The sequence below is a fragment of the Devosia limi DSM 17137 genome, assembly GCF_900128975.1.
GTDB lineage: Bacteria > Pseudomonadota > Alphaproteobacteria > Rhizobiales > Devosiaceae > Devosia > Devosia limi.
Window position 1 is genome coordinate 41620 of record NZ_FQVC01000001.1, and the last position, 21947, is coordinate 63566.

At 61.7% G+C, this 21947-nt stretch carries 22 protein-coding genes; 12 read left to right on the top strand and 10 right to left on the bottom strand.

All coding sequences use genetic code 11. The features are described from left to right. Positions 1–6: 6 nt before the first annotated feature. On the top strand, positions 7–873 hold the full coding sequence (locus BUA69_RS00205; protein WP_046134314.1) for a DUF4344 domain-containing metallopeptidase: 867 nt from the start codon (positions 7–9) through the stop codon (positions 871–873). A 115-nt stretch (positions 874–988) separates the two neighbouring features. On the opposite strand, the gene BUA69_RS00210 is transcribed toward BUA69_RS00205, so the two are convergent. From BUA69_RS00210 to BUA69_RS00220, 3 genes are read right to left on the bottom strand one after another with little or no spacing between them, the layout of a single operon-like run. Continuing rightward, positions 989–1606 (bottom strand): YitT family protein, encoded by a 618-nt coding sequence (locus tag BUA69_RS00210; protein WP_046134315.1) that lies wholly within the window; start codon positions 1604–1606, stop codon positions 989–991. A gap of 7 nt (positions 1607–1613) precedes the next feature. Next, on the bottom strand, positions 1614–2060 hold the full coding sequence (locus BUA69_RS00215) for a DNA polymerase III subunit chi (protein ID WP_046134316.1): 447 nt from the start codon (positions 2058–2060) through the stop codon (positions 1614–1616). A gap of 57 nt (positions 2061–2117) precedes the next feature. Further along, positions 2118–3608 (bottom strand): leucyl aminopeptidase, encoded by a 1491-nt coding sequence (locus BUA69_RS00220; RefSeq protein ID WP_046134317.1) that lies wholly within the window; start codon positions 3606–3608, stop codon positions 2118–2120. Positions 3609–3838: 230 nt separating this feature from the next. Between BUA69_RS00220 and BUA69_RS00225 the strand changes: the two genes are divergently transcribed. From BUA69_RS00225 to rsmA, 6 genes are all read left to right on the top strand, one after another. Next, positions 3839–4909: an LptF/LptG family permease gene (locus tag BUA69_RS00225; RefSeq protein ID WP_046134318.1), complete on the top strand. Its 1071-nt coding sequence runs from the start codon at positions 3839–3841 to the stop codon at positions 4907–4909. Then, a complete protein-coding gene (locus BUA69_RS00230) occupies positions 4906–5976 on the top strand; it encodes an LptF/LptG family permease (RefSeq protein ID WP_046134319.1) in 1071 nt (356 codons plus the stop codon). The genes BUA69_RS00225 and BUA69_RS00230 overlap by 4 nt, the downstream gene beginning before the upstream one ends. After that, a complete protein-coding gene (locus BUA69_RS00235) occupies positions 5973–8279 on the top strand; it encodes an LPS-assembly protein LptD (protein ID WP_046134320.1) in 2307 nt (768 codons plus the stop codon). Before BUA69_RS00230 ends, BUA69_RS00235 begins: the two co-directional genes overlap by 4 nt. 122 nt (positions 8280–8401) lie before the next feature. Then, complete coding sequence (locus BUA69_RS00240; protein ID WP_160300108.1) at positions 8402–9301, top strand: peptidylprolyl isomerase; 900 nt, start codon at positions 8402–8404, stop codon at positions 9299–9301. 70 nt (positions 9302–9371) lie between these two features. After that, positions 9372–10373, top strand: coding sequence for a 4-hydroxythreonine-4-phosphate dehydrogenase PdxA (pdxA, locus tag BUA69_RS00245; protein WP_082093742.1), 1002 nt, complete (start codon positions 9372–9374; stop codon positions 10371–10373). A 3-nt stretch (positions 10374–10376) separates the two neighbouring features. After that, a complete protein-coding gene (gene rsmA, locus BUA69_RS00250) occupies positions 10377–11234 on the top strand; it encodes a 16S rRNA (adenine(1518)-N(6)/adenine(1519)-N(6))-dimethyltransferase RsmA (protein ID WP_072866424.1) in 858 nt (285 codons plus the stop codon). Between the two features lie 176 nt (positions 11235–11410). Here rsmA and gmk read toward each other — a convergent pair whose 3' ends face one another. The 7 genes from gmk to fabD form a co-directional block, all read right to left on the bottom strand. Next, positions 11411–12049 carry a guanylate kinase gene (gene gmk, locus BUA69_RS00255; protein ID WP_046134324.1) on the bottom strand — a complete coding sequence of 213 codons (639 nt, stop codon included), beginning with the start codon at positions 12047–12049 and terminating at the stop codon, positions 11411–11413. 11 nt (positions 12050–12060) lie between these two features. Next, positions 12061–12963, bottom strand: a complete 903-nt coding sequence (locus BUA69_RS00260; RefSeq protein ID WP_046134325.1) for a YicC/YloC family endoribonuclease — start codon at positions 12961–12963, stop codon at positions 12061–12063. Then, on the bottom strand, positions 12960–14087 hold the full coding sequence (mltG, locus tag BUA69_RS00265) for an endolytic transglycosylase MltG (RefSeq protein WP_046134326.1): 1128 nt from the start codon (positions 14085–14087) through the stop codon (positions 12960–12962). The genes BUA69_RS00260 and mltG overlap by 4 nt, the downstream gene beginning before the upstream one ends. Before the next feature lie 249 nt (positions 14088–14336). Continuing rightward, positions 14337–15599 carry a beta-ketoacyl-ACP synthase II gene (gene fabF, locus BUA69_RS00270; RefSeq protein ID WP_046134410.1) on the bottom strand — a complete coding sequence of 421 codons (1263 nt, stop codon included), beginning with the start codon at positions 15597–15599 and terminating at the stop codon, positions 14337–14339. Positions 15600–15630: 31 nt separating this feature from the next. After that, complete coding sequence (locus tag BUA69_RS00275; RefSeq protein ID WP_035100440.1) at positions 15631–15867, bottom strand: acyl carrier protein; 237 nt, start codon at positions 15865–15867, stop codon at positions 15631–15633. 223 nt (positions 15868–16090) lie between these two features. Next, on the bottom strand, positions 16091–16828 hold the full coding sequence (fabG, locus tag BUA69_RS00280) for a 3-oxoacyl-[acyl-carrier-protein] reductase (protein ID WP_046134327.1): 738 nt from the start codon (positions 16826–16828) through the stop codon (positions 16091–16093). A gap of 55 nt (positions 16829–16883) precedes the next feature. Continuing rightward, positions 16884–17834, bottom strand: coding sequence for an ACP S-malonyltransferase (fabD, locus tag BUA69_RS00285; protein ID WP_046134328.1), 951 nt, complete (start codon positions 17832–17834; stop codon positions 16884–16886). A gap of 287 nt (positions 17835–18121) precedes the next feature. On the opposite strand from fabD, the gene BUA69_RS00290 reads away from it, so the two are divergent. From BUA69_RS00290 to BUA69_RS00310, 5 genes are all read left to right on the top strand, one after another. Continuing rightward, on the top strand, positions 18122–18502 hold the full coding sequence (locus tag BUA69_RS00290) for a VOC family protein (protein ID WP_046134329.1): 381 nt from the start codon (positions 18122–18124) through the stop codon (positions 18500–18502). Positions 18503–18784: 282 nt separating this feature from the next. Then, positions 18785–19192, top strand: a complete 408-nt coding sequence (gene rpsF, locus BUA69_RS00295) for a 30S ribosomal protein S6 (protein ID WP_046134330.1) — start codon at positions 18785–18787, stop codon at positions 19190–19192. Between the two features lie 17 nt (positions 19193–19209). Beyond that, a complete protein-coding gene (gene rpsR, locus BUA69_RS00300; RefSeq protein ID WP_046134331.1) occupies positions 19210–19464 on the top strand; it encodes a 30S ribosomal protein S18 in 255 nt (84 codons plus the stop codon). 159 nt (positions 19465–19623) lie between these two features. After that, a complete protein-coding gene (gene rplI, locus BUA69_RS00305) occupies positions 19624–20196 on the top strand; it encodes a 50S ribosomal protein L9 (protein WP_046134332.1) in 573 nt (190 codons plus the stop codon). Positions 20197–20460: 264 nt separating this feature from the next. Next, a complete protein-coding gene (locus tag BUA69_RS00310) occupies positions 20461–21945 on the top strand; it encodes a replicative DNA helicase (protein WP_046134333.1) in 1485 nt (494 codons plus the stop codon). Positions 21946–21947 lie beyond the last annotated feature (2 nt).

Below are 21947 nucleotides of genomic sequence, written 5' to 3' on the forward strand. Positions count from 1 at the left end.
TTAGTCATGCGCGCGTGGGGCACCAGTTTTCTGCTGGCACTATTGGTGCTGACACTGGCCGTGGGCGGCGTCGAAGCCAAGGACCCCAACAAGAAGCGCAATGCCGAAGCCCTGCGCTTTGCCGCCAATAACAGCCTGTTCGTGCTCTACCATGAAGTGGCGCACCTGCTGGTGGACCAGCTGCAATTGCCGGTTCTGGGCAAGGAAGAAGACGCGGCCGACAATTTCGCCACCTGGATGCTGCTCAACAAGGGCACTCCCGAGGCTAACCGGGCGCTGGCCGATGCGGCCAATGGCTGGGTGCTGTCGGGCATCGCCTATAACCGCGAACCGGACGACAGCGACTATTACGCGGCCCACAGTCTCGACCGGCAGCGCGCCTTTCAGATCGTCTGCCTGATGGTGGGCAGCGACGACCGCGCCTTCAAGCCGATTGCCAATGAATATGCGCTGGATCGCGACCGGCAGGACAGCTGCCACTGGGATTATGCGCTGATCGACCGGAGCCTCAAGGGGTTGATCGGCGCGCGCGCTGCCAAGAACAATAAGGTCGGAACCGAGGTCGAGGTAACCTATCACGATGTTTCCGGCCGGCTGAAATCAGCAGCGGACGCGTTTCGGGCCAGCGGCGTGTTTGATCAGGTGGCGCAAGACCTGCGGAGCAAATTCATCATCAAGACTCCGGTGGCGTTCAGCGCCAAGCGCTGTGGCGAGGCCAATGCGTTTTATGACGCCGATACGGTCGAAGTCATCTTCTGCTACGAGCTGATGCAGGATTACCTGGACCTTCATGCCAGCGGTATCGCCAATTCGGCGGCGCCGGCACTGCCGCGCCCAGCTGGTTCGGGACGCGCCAGTTCAGCCCCCAGTTGATCCCAGCTGCCAGGCGAAAACGCGATTCACTTGCTACGCGCCGGCGGTCGAGATTCTCGCGCTTGCTGTCACTGACTGTCTAGGCGTGAGCGAAGTGTAGCGCCCTGCCCCCTCCTTAGCTGAAGCCGACATAGCGACCTGGACGGTGATTAAGGGCAATGATGAGATTGAGCACCATAGCGCCAACCAGCGAATAGACCACCCGATCAAAGGGCAGGACGAAGAAGGCAGCGAAGAGGATGACGCCGTCGACGCAGAGCTGAAAGATGCCTGCCCGAATGCCGAAATTGTCCTGCAGGAACAGCGCCAGGATGTTGATACCGCCAACGCTGGCGCGGTGGCGGAACAGCGAGAGAATGCCGAGCCCCATCATGCCGCCGCCGACAATGGCTGCGAATAGCGGGTTGATGCCGGAGATATCGAGCCAGGTGGGAATGGCTGCAGTGAAATAGGACACCAGCAGCACGCAAATGAAGGTCTTCAGTGCAAACAGCCACCCCATGCGCAGCACCGCCAGCACATAGAATGGCAGGTTGATGACGAAGAACAGCACGCCAAAGCTGATGCCGGTGCCATATTGCAGCAACAGCGCCAGACCGGCAGTGCTGCCGGTGGCGAGCGTGACTTCCGAATAGAACACGATGCCGAGCGCCACCAGCATGGTGCCGATGAGCATGGCAAACAGATCCTCGGGCAGTTTGTGGCGGCTGGGCGTCGAAAGATCTGGCGTCATCGCGCGATCATGCCTTCTTGAGCCAACGTCCGTTGGAATCCTGCTGCCAATACGTCACGGCATTGCCATCGCGCAGACTCTTCCAGGCAAGGCGGGCCGCGGCGACCGCATCCGGATCGTGCCCGGAGAACATGAAAACGATGCGCTCATAGCCATCGGCGGATTGCGGCACGGCGCCATCGGCAAAGAACCGCACGGCAGCGCCGTTCGGATTGTCGTTGCCGGTGGTTATGAGGATCGGCTGGTGCTGGTCGGCTTCATCGCCGGCCAGACCATGGGCGAGAAAGCTATCGTCCCGGTAGGTCCAGAGATGGGCATCGAGCGCTTCGGCGCGCTCGGTGCTCCCCACCTCGATCACGGCACGCCAGCCCCGCTCCAGCGTCTTCTCGAGCAATTGCGGGATGACCGCTTCGAGGGGGCGCTGTTCGAGGTGATAAAAAAGGACGTCGGCCAAGGGCAGCTCCGGTGGTCGCAGACCCTATCGGGACAGGGTCTGCTGGTTTCGCCGAACTTAGCTCTGGTAATAGTCCCTGACCAGCCGATCCAGCAGCGCAACACCGAAACCTGGAGCCCAGGAGGTATTGATCTCGGTGTTGCTGGCGCCAAAGGCGGTGCCGGCGATGTCGAGATGTGCCCAGGGCACGTTATTGACGAAGCGCTGCAGGAACTGGGCCGCCAGAATCGAGCCACCCGGGCGGCCGGCAGAGTTGCGGATATCGGCGAACTTGGACTCGATGACCTTGTCATAAGCCGCACCCAGCGGCATGCGCCAGAGCTTCTCATTGGCGGTGATACCGGCATTGAGCAGCTGGATCGACAGTTCGTCATTGTTGGAGAACAGCCCCGCATGTTCGTGGCCGAGTGCGACGACGATGGCACCGGTCAAGGTCGCCAGATTGATCATGAAACGGGGCTTGAAGCGGTCCTGCGTGTACCAGAGCGCGTCGGCCAGCACGAGGCGACCTTCGGCATCGGTATTGATCACCTCGATGGTGGTCCCGGACATGGCGGTGACGATATCGCCGGGGCGCACCGCATTGGCCGAAGGCATGTTTTCGACGAGACCGATGACGCCGACGACATTGACCGGAGCCTTGCGGGTCGCGAGTGCGTGCATGAGGCCGGTGACGGCAGCGGCGCCGCCCATATCGCCCTTCATATCTTCCATGGAGGCAGCGGGCTTGATGGAGATGCCGCCAGTGTCAAACACTACGCCCTTGCCGACAAAGGCCAGGGGGGCAACGTCCTTATCGGAGCCGCGCCATTGCATGACAACCAGGCGAGCCGGGCGGGCGGAACCCTGGGCGACGCAGAGCAGCGAAGCCATGCCGAGGCGGGAGAGCTCCTCGGGCTCGAGAATTTCGACATCGACGCCGAGATGGCGCAACTCGGCGGCGCGAGCGGCAAACTCGACCGGACCGAGCACATTGGCGGGTTCGTTGATGAGATTGCGCGCCAGCAGCGTACCTTCGACGACGGCATTGCGATCGGCAATCGCCTTGTCGGCGGCAGCGGGATCGGCAATGCACAGCGTGATGGTGATATCGCCGGAGGCATCATCGGGTTTGGGAGTCTTGTATTTGTCGAACTTGTAATTGCGCAAGCGCACGCCGGCAACCAGTTCGGCAATGGCTGCGGGCGTGGCATCATCGGCATCGAGGATGACAGCCACGCTTTCGACGCGGGTGGCGGCAATCTTGGCCATCAGCGAGCCGCCGCGATCGGTCCAGGCGCTCAGCGGCGTATCGGGGGCGGACTTGCCCGCGCCCAGAACCAGGAGGCGGGCGCTATCGACGCCCTGCGGTGCGATCAAGTCAAGTGCCTGACCCTGCTTGCCCTTGAAGCTGGCAGCGGTACTGACGGTGGTCCAATCCAGTCCGGTTGCAGACCAGAGGGCAGCGCCGGCGCCGGCAGGCGCAGCGCCCTCGGCCGCATAAATGACGGTCAGGGCAGCCGCGACGCCCGGCAGCGCGGCGGTACGGATCAAAAGATTATTCGACATGAACGGGAGCCTTTTCGGGCAGTAGATATGGCGGGACGGCTTCGCGCGGAATCCGGTGCCGGGTGAAGGCCACAGGATTGTTGGCTTTGCCGCCCGCGTCAATCCCGCAACATATCCAGGCAAAGCCGTCATCGCGCACACTCTGGCTTGTGTGACGCGACGAACTGAACCAAGGTCGCGCCCAATCGCCCGGTCACAAATCGGGCACTGGGGCACGGTATTCTCGGCGTATGAAGCGACTGACCTTCTATCTCGCGCGCTTGTTCGCAACCGACGCGCTGATCCTGTTCGGGATCGCGTGCTTCATGATGTGGATGGTGCAATGCCTGCGCGCCTTCGATGTCGTCTCGGTCAAGGGCCAGGGCATCCTGACGCTGGCGCTGCAGGGATTGCTGACCATGCCGCCGCTGGCTTTGGTGTTCTTCTATGTGTGCGTTGGCATTGGCCTGGCGCGGGCGCTGCGGGCGCTGCAGACGAACCATGAGCTCCATATCGTTCACATCGGCAATGGCATTGGCTCGCTGTGGCGAGCCACCATGGTGGTTGCCGGTATTGGCGTTGTCGCCGTACTGCTGCTGTCGAACTATCTCGAACCCCATGCCATGCGGCGCTTGGCTGCCCTCAATGCGTCGGTGGCCGCCGATATGGTGAGCTCGACGCTCAAGCCCAGGCGCTTCACTCAGGTGACACCGGGCGTGGTGCTGCTGATCGGCGGGCGCGAGGGCGATGGCGAGATTAGTGAATTCTTCGCCGATGACCGTCGCGATCCTGAGACCCGGCGTACCTATATTGCCGAAACGGCCCGCGTCACCGGCGATGGCGACAGCTATGTGCTGGAGCTGCGTGACGGCGCGCTGCAGTACACAGAAAGCGATGGCCGATTTTCCGAGATATCGTTTGCCCGCTATGACATTGGCGTTGAACAGTTTTCTCAGCCGATTGGCGGCCTGGATGCGCTGACCACCACGGACAGCTTTGTGCTGATCGGCAACGCCTTGTCGACCGGTGTCTGGGCGCCTGAGGTGGTCGAGAAACTCAATACCCGCATGGGCGAAGGCTTGCGCGTGGTCGGCATCTGCATGCTGGTGCTGGCGATTGCTGGTTTTCCGAGCGGGCGACGGCCGCGTTATACCTTGCCCACGGAAATGGTGGTGCTGCTGCTGGCCTTTGGTGAGCGCGGAATCAGCTCGTACAGCCCCCTTGGGCAGACAACGGGTGCCTGGCTGATGATCCTGTTTGCAGGCATTGCGCTGGTGTGGCGGCTACGGCCGCGCAAGGTCGTGCTGGAGGCGCTGGCATGAGCAGAATCGACTGGCTGGTCTTCAATCGCATTGGAAGCCGGATCGCCGTAACGGTGCTGGTGTTCTATGGCCTGATCGCGCTGGTCGAATCCCTGGATACCTGGCGCTTCAACTATGTCGCCGAGAACAACGGCCTGCCGATGGCGCTGCTGATGGTGGCAGTCAGCGGCGCGCGCTGGACGATCAAGACGCTGCCGGTGACCGTGCTGCTCGGCGCCATTCTGGGGCTGATCGAGCTGCGCGGGCGGCATGAGCTGACTGTGATCAAGTCTAGTGGCATCTCGATCTGGCGGATCGTCCGGGCGCCGGTCATTGGATTGATTCTGGCCAGCCTGGCGATTTCGCTTGGCGCGGAGACCTTCACTACCCAGGTCAACCGCCAACTGAACCCGACACCGCCGGGTGAGGCAACGCTGCTGACCCCGCCGGGCGAAATCTGGCTGGAGCAGCGCAATGGCGACCTGCACTACGTGATGATGGCAACAGCCATGCGCGAAAGTGGCAGCGTACTCAATGAGGTGACGGTGTTCATACTGAGCGAGGCCGAGCAGAACAGGATCGAAGCCAAGGAAGCGCGGCTGGAAAATGGCAACTGGGTGTTTCCCATGGCGACCGCGCGCAGTGTTCAAGGCGCACCGCAGCACATAGCCAATTTCACGCTGCCAACCTCATCGACTGCGGCCGAACTGAACCTCAAACTGTCTTCCACAGAAGATATGACCTTCTTCGAACTGGCCGCACTTTTGCAGGCAGGCGTAAGCGATCCGGCAATCCAGGCGGCGGCAACCATGCGGCTGATCAAGCTGCTGGCCCTGCCGCTGGTGCTGACCGGCTCCCTGTTGATTGCTTTTGCATTTACCGCAGGTTATCGAAGGTCCGATAAATATGGTCCAGCGGTCCTGTATGGGGTCGTTCTGGGTTTCGTCGTGTTCGTGATTACCGAGATGGCTGACCGGGCCGGGTCAGGCGGCGTTCTCGACCCCACGTTCGCGGCGATCGGACCTGCATTAGTGGCAATTGTCATTGGAGTGACGGTGCTGCTGTTCAAAGAAGACGGGCGCGTGTGAAGTATCCTGGCTGGGGCGGAAAGTTTAGATCGTCGCTGCGCCTGCTGACAGCCGGACTGCTGGTTGCCTGCGCCTTGACGCCTGCCGCATGGGCGCAAGGTCTTGTTCCCGTTGACTTCTTCAACGCGCCGATCGATCCCGCCGCACCTACCGGCGTGGAAGCCAACGATCTCACGCTCGAAGCGGCGACCGGGATGATCAACGCCACCGGCGATGTGGTGGTGACGCTGGGCGGCTATGTCGTCTCGGGGCAGACCCTGGTGTATAACCGCAACAATCGGGATGCCCATTTCGTCGGCGCGGTTACCGTGCGCGATCCATCGGGCAACGTTCTTGCGACCAACGACCTCAAGCTCACCGGCGGCTTGAAACAGGCATTTCTAGATGCGCTGACCATCAATGCCTATGACGGCTCGCGCATCACGGCGGACAGCGCCGATTATGATGCCGCGCTGCGCACTTTTCTGACCAATGCCAATTATGCACCCTGCGGCGATTGCATCGATGCCAAAGGCCGTCGTATCGGCTGGTCGATGACCGCAGCAACAGTCACCTACAATGCAGAGGATGGCTCGCTCTATATGGAGCAGCCGCGGCTTGAAGTGCTGGGCATTCCCGTGGCCTGGCTGCCGTTCCTTTGGCTGCCCGATACGAGCGAAACCGCGCTGGCCAATGTGCGCATGCCCACGGCCGCCTATTCCGAGCAGATCGGGGTCAAAGTCGAAGTCCCCTACACAGCCTATTCCAGCCGCTGGACCGATATCGTGCTGACGCCGACGCTGGTCAGCAATCAGGGCTTCCTGCTGGGCGCGGAGTGGATCCAGCGCTTTGACAATGGCTCGTTCCAGATCAAGGCGTCGGGGCTGTACCAGTTCAATCCGAATGCGTTCACGTTCAGCGAGGCGCAGCGCGAATGGCGCGGCGCGGTGCAGACATCGGGCCAGTTCACACCAGTTGCGGACTGGACTGTCGGCTGGTCATACACGGCCTTCACCGATGCGGCCTATCTGGACGATTACCAGATCAGCAAGGCCAAATCGGCGGTTAACGAGGTCTATGCGACCAATGTAACGTCAAACACGTACATCGATGTGCGCGTGCAGCAGTTCAATCTGCTGGGCAATGTGACCGCAGCGTCACAGGATCAGCAGGCGCAGGCGCTGCCCAATGCGCGGTTCTCCCATATCCAGGACCTGGCGCCGGGTTATGGCCGGGTCGAAATCACCGGGCGCCTCCTGGGCGTGCGGCGCGGACTGGACCAGAAGACCACCGTGAACGGCGTGCCCTACACATTCGGCTATGCCGGCAACAAGGTGCATGCCAATTTCCAAGCCGGCTGGCAAAATCAATATATCGGCGGCGGCGGATTTGTCGCGACGCCCTATCTGGGTGGCCGGGCTGACGTGGCATACTATGACGGCACCAGCCCGACCTTGCCGGGTGAGACGACGCTGTGGAGCGCAACCCCGATTGCCGCCATGGATGTGCGCTTCCCGATGGCGGGCAGCGATGGTTCGACGGTTCATCTGGTCGAGCCCATCGTCCAACTGGCGTATCGCGGCAGCGATACCTCGCTGGTGGGCATCACCAATGACGATGCGCAGAGCTTCGTCTTCGATGACACCAACCTATTCAGCTACAATCGTTTTTCGGGCAGTGACCGGCAGGAAACAGGCCTTCGCGCCAATGTCGGCGGGCGTTATCTGGCCAATTTCGCCAATGGCAGCTATGTCGAAGTGGTGGCGGGGCAGTCGTTCCAGCTTGCTGGCGCCAATGCCTTTGCATCGCCCGACCATGCCAGGACCGGCGTTGGTTCGGGCATGGACGTGTCCCCGTCCTACGCGGTGCTGGGCGCCTATGGCTCGTTCATTCAGGGCGTTGGCTTTGGCGGCAAGCTGCAGCTCAATCCGACCGCAGGGGCCATTACCCGTGCCGGGCTTGGCGCGACCTATTCGGCCGAAGGCTATTCGGCAATGCTCGACTACACCTATATCGCCGGCAATACGGCGACCGGGCAGGCAACCGACCAGCACGAGATCGGCGCTGAAATTGGCGTGCCGGTGGACGATTACTGGACAGCCAGAGCGGGCGCCTATTGGGACCTGTCTGCGAACAGCTTCCTGCAGGCCAGTGGCGGGCTCCAGTATGACGATGGCTATGTTGTGATCGGCGCCAATGCGACGCGCACCGGGGCGACCCACACGTCGCCAAATGAGACCCGGTTTACAGCGACTTTCAAGATCAGGGCCCCGGCAGGTCTTGATGTCGGCTATTCCGGCGCGGTGCCAGTACCGAGCTTCTAACTGCCCGTTCACGGCGACGCGGCAGGCGGAATCGGATTTTGGCCGCATTTTTGGGCAATTGACAGCGCAGGGCTTCCCGCCCCATTGAGAGCGGGTACATTTACAACAGGCGGAATGCAATGATGGCGAACGGAGTTTGGGGGCGCGCGGCCGGCGCCATGGTTCTCGGATTGATGCTCAGCCTGGCAGCCGCCATGCCGACTTTTGCCGCTTCTGTGAAGGTCACAGTCAACGGCATGCCGATTACCGACGTTCAGATCTCCCAGCGCGTGAAACTGTTTGCGCTCGAGGGCAACAAGAGCGGCACCGCTGGCGCCACCAACCAGTTGATCGACGAAGCCATCCAGATGGCGGAAGCCAAGCGCCTCGGCATTTCCGTGAGCAATGCCCAGATCGACGGCGCCATGCTCGACATTGCGCGCAACCTCAAGGTCAGCAAGGACAAGCTGCTGCAGATGTTGACGCAGAGCGGGGTGAACCCCGAGACGCTGCGTGACCGTCTGCGCTCCGCCATCGCCTGGGCCGGCGTGACCGAATCCGCAATCATGCCGCAGGTGCAGATTTCCGATCTGGAACTCGACCAGCGCGCTGCCGGCCAGGTCGCCGCATATCAGAGCTTCGACTATATCCTCAAGGAAGTCATTTTCATCGGCCAGGGCAGCGGCGCCCGCACCGGGCAAGCGAACCGCTACCGTTCCAGCTTTGCCGGCTGTGACAGCGCCGTTGATCTCTCGCTGGCCTATACCGACGCGGCTGTGATCGATGTTGGCCGTCGTCACGCGACCCAGATGCCCGACGCAATTGCCAAGGAGCTTGCGGGCCTCAATGTTGGCGGCATCACCAAGCCACGTGTTGTCGAACAGGGTGTGTCGATGCTGGCGGTTTGCCAGAAGACCCAGGCGCAGGATTTGACTTTCATCAAGGGTGACCTGCGCGCCGAAGTCGGCAATTCGGCACTGGCCGGCGAAGTCGACAAGTATCTGGCGACACTGCGTAGCCAGGCCAAGATCATCCGCAACTAATCGATCGGCCCGCTCCCATGGGGCGGGCCGATCGCGCCCCTGGGCGCATTATCCACCGACGGGGGCCATGATGGACAAGCCGCTGGCAATCAGCATGGGCGAGCCGGCGGGCGTCGGCCCCGACCTTATCCTGCAGATCTATGCGCGTCGGGCGGAGCTGAAACTGCCGCCCTTTTGCGTTTTCGGACATGCGGAATTCCTCAAGTCGCGCGCGGCAAAGCTGGAGCTCGATATCGAGATCGGCAGTGTCGATCCCGCGGCGAGCCTTGCAACATTTGTCGATGCCATGCCCGTCATTGATATCGACGGGCTGGTTCCGGATCATCCCGGCAAGACCAGCATGGCTGCTGCCGGAGCGGTGATTGCCTCGATTGAGCAGGCAGTCACGGCGACACTGACAGGTGCATGCCGGGCACTGGTGACGGCGCCGATCCACAAGGGCGCGCTTTACCATGCCGGCTTCAGCCATCCTGGACATACCGAGTTCCTGGCCGAGCTTTGCGCGCGGGGCGGCAAGGCGCCACTGCCGGTGATGATGCTGGCCCATGGCGGGCTACGCGCAGTACCCGTGACCATCCATGTGCCGATCAAGGACGTACCGGGCCTGCTGTCCCGGCAATTGATCGTCGATACGGTTCGGGTGGTGGCGCATGATCTCAAGCAGCGTTTTGGCATCGCCGAGCCCAGGATCGCCGTGGCCGGGCTGAACCCGCATGCCGGAGAGGGCGGAGCCATTGGCCGCGAGGACCTCGAGATTGTCGCGCCGGCGGTGCAGGATCTGCAATTGGCAGGGATCGACGCAGTAGGCCCCCTGCCCGCCGATACGCTGTTCTATCCGCTCTATTGGGAGCGCTATGATGCGGTGGTAGCGATGTATCACGATCAGGCACTCATCCCGATCAAGACCGTGGCGTTCGAGGACGCCGTCAACGTAACACTGGGCCTGCCGATCGTGCGGACCTCGCCAGACCACGGGACCGCATTCGACCTTGCCGGAACCGGCAAGGCATCACCCAAGAGCTTTATCGCCGCTATTCGCCTGGCCGATGCCATGACGCGCGGCCAGGACTGAAATATGGCCCAGATCGACCAACTGCCCCCTCTGCGTGACGTCATTGCCGAGCACGGCCTGCGCGCAAAGAAGGAACTCGGGCAGAACTTCCTGCTCGACCTCAACCTCACCTCGCGCATCGCGCGGGTCGGCGGCTCGCTGGAAGGCGTGCGGGTCATCGAGGTGGGTCCGGGACCGGGCGGCCTGACCCGCGCACTGCTGGCAGAGGGCGCGCGTGAAGTGATCGCAATCGAACGGGATGCGCGGACGCTGCCGGCGCTGGCGCAGATCTCCGAAGCCTATCCCGGCCGGTTGACGGTGATCTCGGGCGACGCCATGGAGATTGACTACCGGATGCTGGCGGATGGGCCGACGCGGATCATTGCCAACCTGCCCTACAATATCGCGACGCCGTTGCTGACCGGCTGGCTGACGAGCGAACCCTGGCCGCCCTTTTTCGAGAGCCTCACGCTGATGTTCCAGCGCGAGGTGGCGGAGCGCATCTGCGCGCGCCCCGGCGAAGATCCCTATGGTCGCCTGGGCGTGCTGGCCGGTTGGCGCAGCGATGCGCGCATTGCGTTCAATGTTAGCCGCGAGGCGTTCACGCCCCAGCCTAACGTGACCTCCGCAGTGGTGCACCTCAAGCCCAGGGCCGTAGACGGGACCGTTGCCGTGCGCGACCTCGAGAACGTCACCAAGGCGGCGTTCGGGCAGCGTCGCAAGATGGTGCGACAGAGCCTGAAGTCGCTCGGGGTGGGCGTTGAGGGACTGCTGGCGGCGGCGGGGCTGAAAGGCGACGAGCGGGCCGAGGATTTGCCGGTTGAGGCGTTTCTGGCCATGGCGCGGGCACTTCCCGAGCTGCGGCGCGCGCCGAAGGCTTGAATCAAGAGTTTCGTGCAGTGATTCAGTTGCGTGCGGAAGTGATTCCACAGCGCCGCGTAAGCTATTGGGATTGCTGTGGTTTGGCGGGCGAGAGACCGTTACGACCAAAGAATGGTTTCCCGCCTGGCGGGAATGACCGGTGGGTTGATGGGTCCTCAGATGGCCCCAGCCTCAGCTCAGAGCGAGTCGATCTGGTTCTGCAGGTCTTTGACGAAGTTATCGAGCTGGGTCAGGCGCGGCCGCGACTGGCGGGCTGCGGCGAGGATGGAGCGGACCTTCTGGCTTGAGGCCTCGAGGTCATCATTGACGATGACGTAGTCGTACTCGCTGTAGTGCTGCATTTCGAGCTTGGCGTTGCGCAGGCGCTTTTCGATGGTGCCGGCGCTGTCCTGGGCGCGGCGCTCGAGGCGGGCACGCAGTTCCTTGATGGTCGGCGGCAGGATGAACACCGTGACCATGTCGGCGCGGCTCTTTTCATAGAGCTGCAGGGTGCCCTGATAGTCGATGTCGAACAGGATGTCGTTGCCGGCGGACAGCTGCTCTTCGACCTTGGCGCGCGGGGTGCCATAGAAATTATCGTGGACCTGGGCCCATTCGAGCAATTCGCCTTCGGCCTTCATCCGGTTGAAGGTGGGGACATCAACGAAATAATAATGCGTGCCCTCTACCTCATCGGTGCGGCGCGCGCGTGTCGTCACCGAGACCGAAAGGCGAATATTGGGGTCCTGCCCGAAAAGCGAGCGGGAGATGGAGGACTTGCCTGCCCCCGACGGGGAAGCAATCACCAGCATGACGCCGCGGCGCTGTAAGTCCATTCGGGAGACCCTTATTCGATGTTCTGCACTTGCTCGCGTAATTGATCGATAGCGGCCTTGAGGTCAAGGCCGATGGCGGTCAGCTCCACTGCATTGGACTTTGAGCAGAGGGTATTGGCCTCGCGGTTGAATTCCTGGGCCAGGAAATCCAGCCGGCGGCCAACGGCGCCGCCTGATCCGATCAGCTGGCGGGCACTGGCAATGTGGGCGACGAGGCGGTCGAGCTCTTCACGGATATCGGCCTTGGTGGCCAGCAGCAGGGCCTCCTGCGCCAGACGTTCCTCGGAGAGGCCGCCGACCTCGCCGGCAAGCTCGGCCACCTGTTGGCGCAGACGGGCCAGAATCACGTCGCGCTTGCGGCTTGGATGGGCTTCGGCGCGCGCGACGAGCGAGGCGATCTCGTCGATGCGCTCCAAGAGGACCGCGGCGATGCGTTCGCCTTCCTGCCGACGGGCGACCACCAGATCACTGAGGGCCACGGCAACTGCGTCCAGGAGCCCCGTGGCAAGGTTTTCATCACCGTCGGCGGAGAGTGGACGGTCGCGCTGCTCCAGCACGCCCTTGAGGCCTAGAATGCCATCGAGACTGGGCTTGGCCGCGTCGACCAGGGTGGAGAGTTCGGAGAGCGCCGCCAGCACCGTGGCGAGCGCCTGCTGATTGATCAGCAGCTCTCCGCCCGCCCCGTCCCTCTCGATGCTCAGATTGAGCGTGATGGAGCCGCGGGACAAGGCCCTGCCGATCAGCTGGCGGATATCGCTTTCGAGTGCATCGAGACCGGGCGCAAGGCGCAGGCGGATGTCGAGGCCACGGCCGTTGACCGATTTGACCTCGCAGGTGAAGGACGCGCCCGGCAACCCGCCAGTGGCGCGGGCGTAACCGGTCATACTGGAGAGTGGGGTGCTCTTCGTGCTCATTGTGCAGGTGCTGGTGCGTCACCGGCCTCGGTTGCCTCTGCCGCCTCGATGGCCTGGCGCGCCGCTTCGGCATCGGCTTCGGCCTGCTGAGCCGCCTCACGCGCTATCTCGCGATAGCGGGCGACGTTCTTCTGGTGCTCGGCATAGGTCTCGGCGAAGACGTGGCCCTGATCCGGAGTCGCGCCCTTGGCGACGAAGTAGAGGTAATTGTGGGTGTCGGGATTGGCCACGGCACGCAGGGCATCTACGCCCGGATTGGCGATAGGCGTCGGGGGCAAACCGTCGATCTGGTAGGTGTTGTATTCGGTCTTTTCCTCGATCTCGGAGCGGCGCAGGCCACGGCCGAGAGTGGATTGCCCCTTGGTGATCCCATAGATAATCGTCGGGTCGGACTGCAGACGCATGGACTGCTTGAGGCGATTGACGAAAACAGCAGCGACTTGCGGACGCTCGCTGGCAAGGCCGGTTTCCTTTTCGACGATGGACGCCAGAACCACCAGCTGCTCCGGGCTTTCGAGCGGCAGATCGGCGGCGCGACTTTCCCAGACAGCGGCAAGCTCGGTGGCCATGGCAGTTTGCATGGCATCGAGCACGGACTGTCGGGTGGCGCCGGGGACGTAGTCGTAGCTGCCCGGCAGGATCGAGCCTTCCGCCGGCATTGCCGACACTTCGCCGATCAGATTGCCATCGGCATTGACACGCTGAATGACCTGCCAGGAAGTCCAGCCTTCAGGAATCGTCACCGCATAGCGGATCGGATTGCCCTCGGTGAGTTCCTTGAGGATGTCAGCCATGCTGGCGCCGGCAGGGATGCGGAAGTCGCCAGCCTTGATATTGCCCTGACGCTCCAGCGCACGCCCGCCCATCTGGAAGATAAAACGGTTCCCAATCAGGCCCTGATTTTCCAGCCTTTCGGCAGTCGATGCCAGGCCGCTGCCGGTTTCGACCCGGAACGTGGTGTCTTCCTTGCCGGGGCCATCGCTGTAGAATTGGGAAATGCCATAAAGCAGGATACCGCCAGCGACCAACAGGCCAAGCACCAGCAGGGACAGCAGGCCATTGAGAATATCGACAAACCCGTTGCTGCGGCGGGCGCGCGAGCGCTTGGCCTTGCGATCATTCATCTGCTTGTCACCCCTGGAACCCGTTCACGCATCCATGCCGGGTCTTTTTCATCGTATTGGCGCCAAACTGTGGCACGCCAGCATGTGGTTGGGCGCATTGTTTCCATCACCCCGTGCAAAGACAAGGGGGCGGCTGGTCGCGCGTGACGATGTGAACGGATTTATGCGTCGATTGGCGTGAAGCGCGGGGCAGAAACGAAAATCCCGGCTTTCGCCGGGATCACACGAGGTTCTTCTGGCTGGCCGACCTTAGTCGGCGCGGCGCATGACCAGGGTCGCATTGGTGCCGCCGAAGCCGAAGGAGTTCGACAGCGCCACGTTGATCTCTTTCTTGACCGGCTTGTGCGGGGCAAGATTGATGACCGTGTCCACCGATGGATTGTCGAGATTGAGGGTCGGCGGTGCAATACCATCGCGGATTGCCAGCAGCGAGAAAATCGCTTCGACCGAGCCGGCTGCACCGAGCAGGTGGCCAACAGCGGACTTGGTGGAGCTCATAACCACGTTCGAAGCGGCATCGCCCAGCATGCGGGTGACAGCGCCCAGCTCGATCTCGTCCCCGAGCGGGGTCGAGGTACCATGGGCATTGATGTAGTCGATATCGGAAGCCGAAATGCCAGCACGCTTAATGGCTGCATTCATGCAGCGGAAGCCGCCGTCGCCATCGGGAGCTGGCGCAGTGATGTGGTAAGCATCGCCCGACAGGCCATAGCCGATGAGTTCGCCATAAATCTTGGCACCGCGCGCCTTGGCGCGCTCATAGTCTTCCAGCACGACGATGCCTGCGCCCTCGCCCATGACAAAACCATCACGGTCCTTGTCGTAGGGGCGCGAGGCCTTTTCAGGAGCATCATTGAAGCCGGTCGAGAGGGCGCGGGCAGACGCGAAGCCAGCCAGCGCCAAACGGTTGATGCAACTTTCTGCACCACCGGCAACCATCACATCCGCATCGCCAAGGGCGATCAGACGCGCAGCATCGCCGATGGCATGGGCGCCAGTCGAACAGGCGGTAACGACCGAATGGTTCGGACCCTTGAGCCCGAAACGGATCGAAACATAGCCAGACGCCAGATTGATCAGGCGGCCTGGAATGAAGAAGGGGCTGATGCGGCGCGGGCCCTTTTCATGCAGCACGATCGAGGCATCATAAATGCCGCTAATGCCGCCAATGCCCGAGCCGATCAAAACACCGGTGCGCTCCTGCTCGTCCTGGGTCTTGGGCTCGACGCCCGCATCCTGGATAGCCTGGGTGGCAGCCGCCATGGCGTAGACGATGAAGGCGTCAACTTTGCGTTGATCCTTCACGTCCATCCATTCGTCCGGATTGTATTTTCCGTCCGCGTAGTCGCCCGGCGGAAGCTGGGCGGCAATCTGGCAGGCAATATCGTCGACCTGGAAATCTTCAATACGCTTGGCGCCGCTCTTGCCGGCAAGGATGTTGGCCCAAGTGGCCTCCACCCCACAGCCCAAAGGCGTGACAAGACCCAATCCGGTGACAACGACGCGGCGCAATTCCATGGTCAACAGCCTGTTCTACGAAGGCTTAGCCAACGGCCTTGGTGAGGAACGAAACAGCATCACCAAAGGTCTGGATGGATTCAGCTGCGTCGTCGGGGATTTCGACCGAGAATTCTTCTTCGAAAGCCATGACCAACTCAACCTGGTCGAGCGAATCCGCACCCAGATCGTCGATGAAGCTAGCCTTCTCGACTACCTTCTCGGCATCCACATTGAGGTGTTCCACAACGATCTTGCGGACCCGATCAGCGACATCGCTCATGTTTAACTTCCTTTTTCGAAATCGAGGTTTCGTTTCGCTTCTTATTGGCGCAGAGCCAAATCTTCAAGCGCCGTGTTGGCTTGCACAACACGAATGTATGCGCCCTTCACAGCCCTAGCAAGGTGGCCAGCCTAGGCCGACAGCGGGGGCGATTATCACACTTGTCCGCCCATAGCCATAAGCCAAGCCGTTGCTTTCCCAGCATTTGGGTGGACAGAGGCGATTAGATCATCGCCATGCCGCCGTTGACGTTGAGCGTGTGGCCGGTGATGTAGGCCGCCGCATCGCTCGCCAGGAACACTGCACAACCCGCAATTTCCTGCGCAGTTCCCAGCCGATTGGCAGGAATCGTCGACAGAATGGATTCGCGCTGCTTGTCGTTGAGTTCATCGGTCATGGCCGAGGCAATGAAGCCGGGAGCGATCGAGTTGACGGTGATGCCACGGCTGGCGACTTCGTGGGCCAGCGCCTTGTTCATGCCGATAAGGCCAGCCTTGGACGCGGCGTAATTACCCTGCCCCGGATTGCCCATGACGCCGACCACGGACGAAATACCGATGATACGGCCGAAGCGCTGCTTCATCATGCCGCGCAACACAGCCCGGGTCAGATGGAAGGAGGCAGTCAGGTTGACGGCGAGGACTTCGTCCCACTCTTCATCCTTCATGCGCATGAAGAGATTGTCGCGGGTCATGCCGGCATTATTGACGAGGATATCGAGCCCGCCCATGGCAGCCTCTGCCGCAGGAACCAGCTTATCGACCTCTTCCAGCTTGGAGAGATTGCAGGGCAGGATCGGGCTATCTGCACCGATTTCCTTGGCCACCTCTTCCAGCGCGGCAACGCGGGTACCGCTGAGCGCCACAGTGGCGCCGGCTGCAGCCAGCGCCTTGGCGATCTCGCGCCCGATGCCGCCGCTGGCGCCGGTTACCAGGGCGCGTTTTCCAGTAAGATCAAACATTTAGTCGTTCCCCATAAGGAAGTGAATCCGGCCGTTGAGACGCTGATTCAAGTGCTTAAGCCGAAAGTTCAGCCACCAGGGCATCGATATCGGCTGGTGTGCCGACGGCCATGCCGGTGGCTTCGGAATTGATGCGCTTTGCAAGACCGGTCAGAACCTTGCCGGTGCCCAGTTCGAGCAGATTGGTGACGCCCCCCTGCCCGGTCAGCCATGTGACGCTTTCAGTCCAGCGGACGACACCGGTAACCTGCTCGACCAGACGCTGCCGAATCTCGGCGGGATCGGAAATCGGGAACGCGGTGACATTGGCGACCAGCGGCACGACCGGCGCCTGCATCGCCACTTCGGCGAGTGCGGCAGCCATGGCCTCGGCTGCGGGCTGCATCAGCGAGCAATGGAACGGGGCGCTGACTGGCAATAGAAGGGCACGCTTGGCGCCCTTGGCCTTGGCCAGTTCGACCGCGCGCTCGACGGCCGCCACGGCCCCGGAAATGACGACCTGACCGGGGGCATTGTCATTGGCGACGTCGCAGACTTCGCCCTCAGCGGCTTCGGCAGCGACTTCGCGGGTTGTCGGCAAATCCAGGCCCAGCAAAGCAGCCATCGCCCCGTGACCAACCGGTACGGCTTTCTGCATGGCCTGGCCGCGCGTCTTGAGCAAGCGAGCCGTGTCCCTCACAGTGAACGTGCCAGCAGCAGCAAGGGCGGAATACTCGCCCAACGAGTGACCGGCAACGAAGGCCGCATGATCGGCGAGGCGAACGCCTTTGGATTCGAGCACACGCATGACTGCCAGGCTGACGGCCATCAGTGCGGGCTGGGCGTTCTCGGTCAGCCGCAGGATATCGTCGGAGCCTTCAAACATAATGGCCGAAAGGCGTTGACCCAGGGCCTCATCGACTTCCTGGAACACGGCGCGAGCCTCGGGATAGGCCGCAGCCAAGTCCTTGCCCATGCCGACAGCCTGACTACCCTGGCCAGGAAAGGTGAAAGCATAGCGTGCCATGTGAGGCCTCCATTACGTCCGCAATACGCGGCTTCTGGCCCTGAGATCGCGGCCGTTTGTTGACCGCCAAGCTACGACAGGGAGTTAAGCACACGCAAGTTGTGCTGCCGCATGCCTTCTTGGGACGCGCGATGTCAAGCCGCGCAGGGAAAATCTCCAGTTTCACCAGAGGTTTTGCAGAACTTCAGCAGCGGCACCCCAGGAGAAGGCCAGAGCGCGATCGCGTTTACAGCGACCGGCGGCAGGCGTAGTTTCTACAAGTCTTAAGTTCTGAACAGGAGGGAAATATGCTCACGGACCATCGTGCCTATGCGACCATCCCGGCTGCAGACATGAACCGCGCCAAAATGTGGTACAAGGACAAGCTCGGCCTGACGCCCGCCATCGAGGACGATATGGGCTGCATATATAAGGTGGGCGGCGGCACCAGCTTCCTGCTGTATCCCACGCCCAATGCCGGCAAGGCGCCCAACACGCTGCTCTCATTCTCGACCGATGATGTAGAAAAGGAAGTTCAGGACCTGCGCCGCCATGGCGTCAAGTTCGAGGAGTACGATATGCCGGGCCTAAAGACCGTCAACGGCATTGCCACCATGGGCCAGCACCACGCGGCCTGGTTCAAGGATTCGGAAGGCAATATCCTGGCAGTGGGTGACGAACCCAACTAAGCCCAATGTCGCGCGAGCCTGACCGGCTGCCGCCTGTCCGGCCGGGCTCCCCTGCTACCGATAAGCATTTTTGCTTGATTTGCGGCTGGTTTGGTCCTATTGCACCGCCAGCATTCGTTTGGCCGGGGGCTGAACGGAGGGTCTGCTGTTGCAGATAGGGTTTGAAACCCGGCCTCCCGTGTTCCCGCTCTTTGCAAGACTGCTTTGACGCCTTTCCGGCTTCAAGGAGGCTCCGCGCCAGAAGATGCTGTGTGTTACGCAACCACGAAGGAAGGCGCATTCATGGCCCTTTACGAGCATATCTTCCTGGCTCGCCAGGACGTTTCCCAGCAGCAGGTCGAAGAACTGACCACTGCCCTGACCGAAATCCTCGCTTCTGGCGGCGGCAAGGTCACCAAGAACGAATATTGGGGCCTCAAGGGTCTCTCCTACCGCATCCGCAAGAACCGCAAGGCGCACTATTCGCTGCTGAACATCGAAGCACCGGCATCGGCCGTCGCTGAAATGGAACGCCAGATGCGCATCAATGAAGACATCCTGCGCTTCATGACCGTGCGTGTTGACGAGCTGGAAGAAGGCCCGTCGGCGATGATGCAGAAGCGCGATCGCGATGACCGCGATGGCGGTGGCCGCCCGGATCGCGGTGGTGATCGTTTCGGTGGCGGCGAACGCCGTCCGCGTCGTTTCTAAGATAAGGACCCAAAGCTATGGCAATTCGTGATCTGACTACCGCCCAGGCCCGGCGTCCGTTCCAGCGCCGCCGCAAGACCTGCCCGTTCTCGGGTGAAGGCGCACCAAAGATCGACTACAAGGACGTGCGCCTGCTGTCGCGTTACGTTTCGGAGCGCGGCAAGATCGTGCCGAGCCGTATCACTGCCGTTTCTGCCAAGAAGCAGCGTGAACTGGCCCGTGCGATCAAGCGCGCCCGCTTCATCGGCATCATGCCCTACGCAGTCCAGTAAGACTGCCGGGCCTGCTCCGTCGCGGGCCCGACGTCTTATGATCTCGGCCTGCCGCTTCGCAGCGGTGGGCCTGTGCCCTTCGGGGCGCATCGCTGAGGTTCTGGATGGTCCGGAGCTTCTAACCGTGATGTTCACGGGACAGCCACAAGGAATACCCCAATGAAAGTCATTCTCCTCGAGCGTATCGGCCGCACTGGTTCGATCGGCGACGAAGTCACCGTCAAGGACGGCTTTGCCCGTAACTTCCTGCTGCCACAGGGCAAGGCGCTGCGCGCTACCGAAGCCAATCGCGGCAAGTTCCTGGTCGAACGCGCCAATATCGAGAAGCGCAACGAAGAGCGCCGCAATGCCGCTGCCGGCATCGCAGAAGGCCTCAACGGCAAGACCGTCGTCATGATCCGCCAGGCTGGTGAAACCGGTCAGCTCTATGGTTCGGTCGCTTCGCGCGATATCGTTGAAGCTCTCGCTGCCGAAGGCTTCACCGTTCAGCGTTCGCAGGTTGACCTTGCCGATCCGATCAAGTCGGTTGGCGTGCACGCCGTTGCACTGAACCTGCATGCCGACGTCGCCGTGTCGATCAACGTCAATGTTGCTCGCTCGACCGACGAAGCTGCCCGCCAGGACAGCGGCGAAGACCTTACCGTCACCGTCTATGAAGACGACGAGAACGGTGATTTCGCTGCCGGCCAGAAGGACGCACAGCAGGACGACCGTTTCGACGACGAACTCTAGGTTCTTCGGAATTTGGATTTGAAAAGGCCGGGCGTCATGCCCGGCCTTTTTGTTTGGCCGGGCCCATATGGGGGTCCATGGTGGCCATCCCACCCCCGACTCGGCCATCCTGCTGCCTTCGTGCTTTGCAACGCTATGAGTCGGCATTCCCCGTTATTCACAGTGTTCACAGTGTGTGTTGGGGCGGTATTAACCCTGCGCCCTTTAGCGAGTGACTCCTGATCGTCGTGCGTTAAGACACGTTAACTTTTATCCGAGGCAGACATGGCAGAGATCGCACGGCTTCATTCAGCCGAAGAAAAATCGTTCCGCCTGGCCCCGCACAATGTCGAGGCCGAGCAGGCGCTGCTGGGCGCCATTCTGGTGAACAACGAAGCGTTTTACCGCGTCGCCGACTTCCTCGAACCGATCCACTTCTACGAGCCGATTCACCGCGAGATCTACGAGGTGATCGGTAAGTTCGTCCGCGCCGGCAAATCTGCCGACCCGATCACCATCAAGACCCACCTGCCCGAAGAGCTGCTGGCCGACATGACCATGCCGCAATATCTGGCGCGCATGGCGGCAGAAGCGACCACGGTTCTCAACGCGGCGGACTACGGCCGTGCGGTGCATGATCTGGCAATTCGCCGCTCGCTGATTCTGATCGGCGAGGAGATGGTTTCGACCGCCTATGAATCGGAGGTGGAGACCACCCCCGACAAGCAGATCGAAGAAGTCGAAGGCGCGCTGTTCCAGCTGGCCGAAAAGGGCCGCTATGACGGCGGCTTCCAGTCCTTCAACGCCGCGCTCAAGGACGCCATCCAGATGGCGGGCGAGGCCTATGGTCGCGACGGCTCGCTTTCAGGCACATCCACAGGACTCGTCGACCTGGACCGGCTGATGGGCGGCCTGCAGCGGAGCGACTTGATCATTCTCGCGGCGCGTCCTGCCATGGGCAAGACCTCGCTGGCCACCAATATCGCCTTCCACGTTGCCAAGGAGTGGAAGACCGAGGTGACCCCAGACGGGCACAAGAAAACCGTCAATGGCGGCGTCGTTGGTTTCTTCAGCCTGGAAATGAGCGCCGAACAGCTGGCGACCCGTATTCTGGCCGAGCAGGCGGAAATCTCATCATCCGACATTCGTCGCGGCAATATTCACGAAAGCCAGTTTTCCAAGCTGGTCGACACATCCAACCTGATGGCGGCGGTGCCACTCTATATCGACGATACCGGCGGCATCAGCGTGGCCCAGCTGGCAGCGCGGGCCCGACGCCTGAAGCGGCAGCGTGGGCTGGACCTGCTGATCGTGGACTATCTGCAGCTGCTGTCGGGCTCATCCAAGTCGTCCCAGCAGAACCGCGTGCAGGAACTGACCGAGATCACGACCACGATGAAGGCGCTCGCCAAGGAGCTCGAAGTGCCAATCATCGCGCTGTCCCAGCTGTCCCGACAGGTCGAGAACCGCGATGACAAGCATCCGCAACTGGCGGATTTGCGCGAATCGGGTTCTATCGAGCAGGACGCCGACGTGGTGCTCTTCGTTTATCGCGAAGAGTATTATCTCAAGAACAAGGAGCCCAAGGAGGGCTCACCCGACCATCTGGCCTGGCAGGGGGAAATGGAACAGGTTCACGGCAAGGCCGAAGTGATCATCGCAAAGCAGCGCCACGGCCCTACCGGCACCGTGCAGGTTTCGTTTGAAGCGCAATTCACCCGCTTCGGCAATCTGGCGCGCGCAGACTATCTGCCGGAGCGTATGGAATAAGC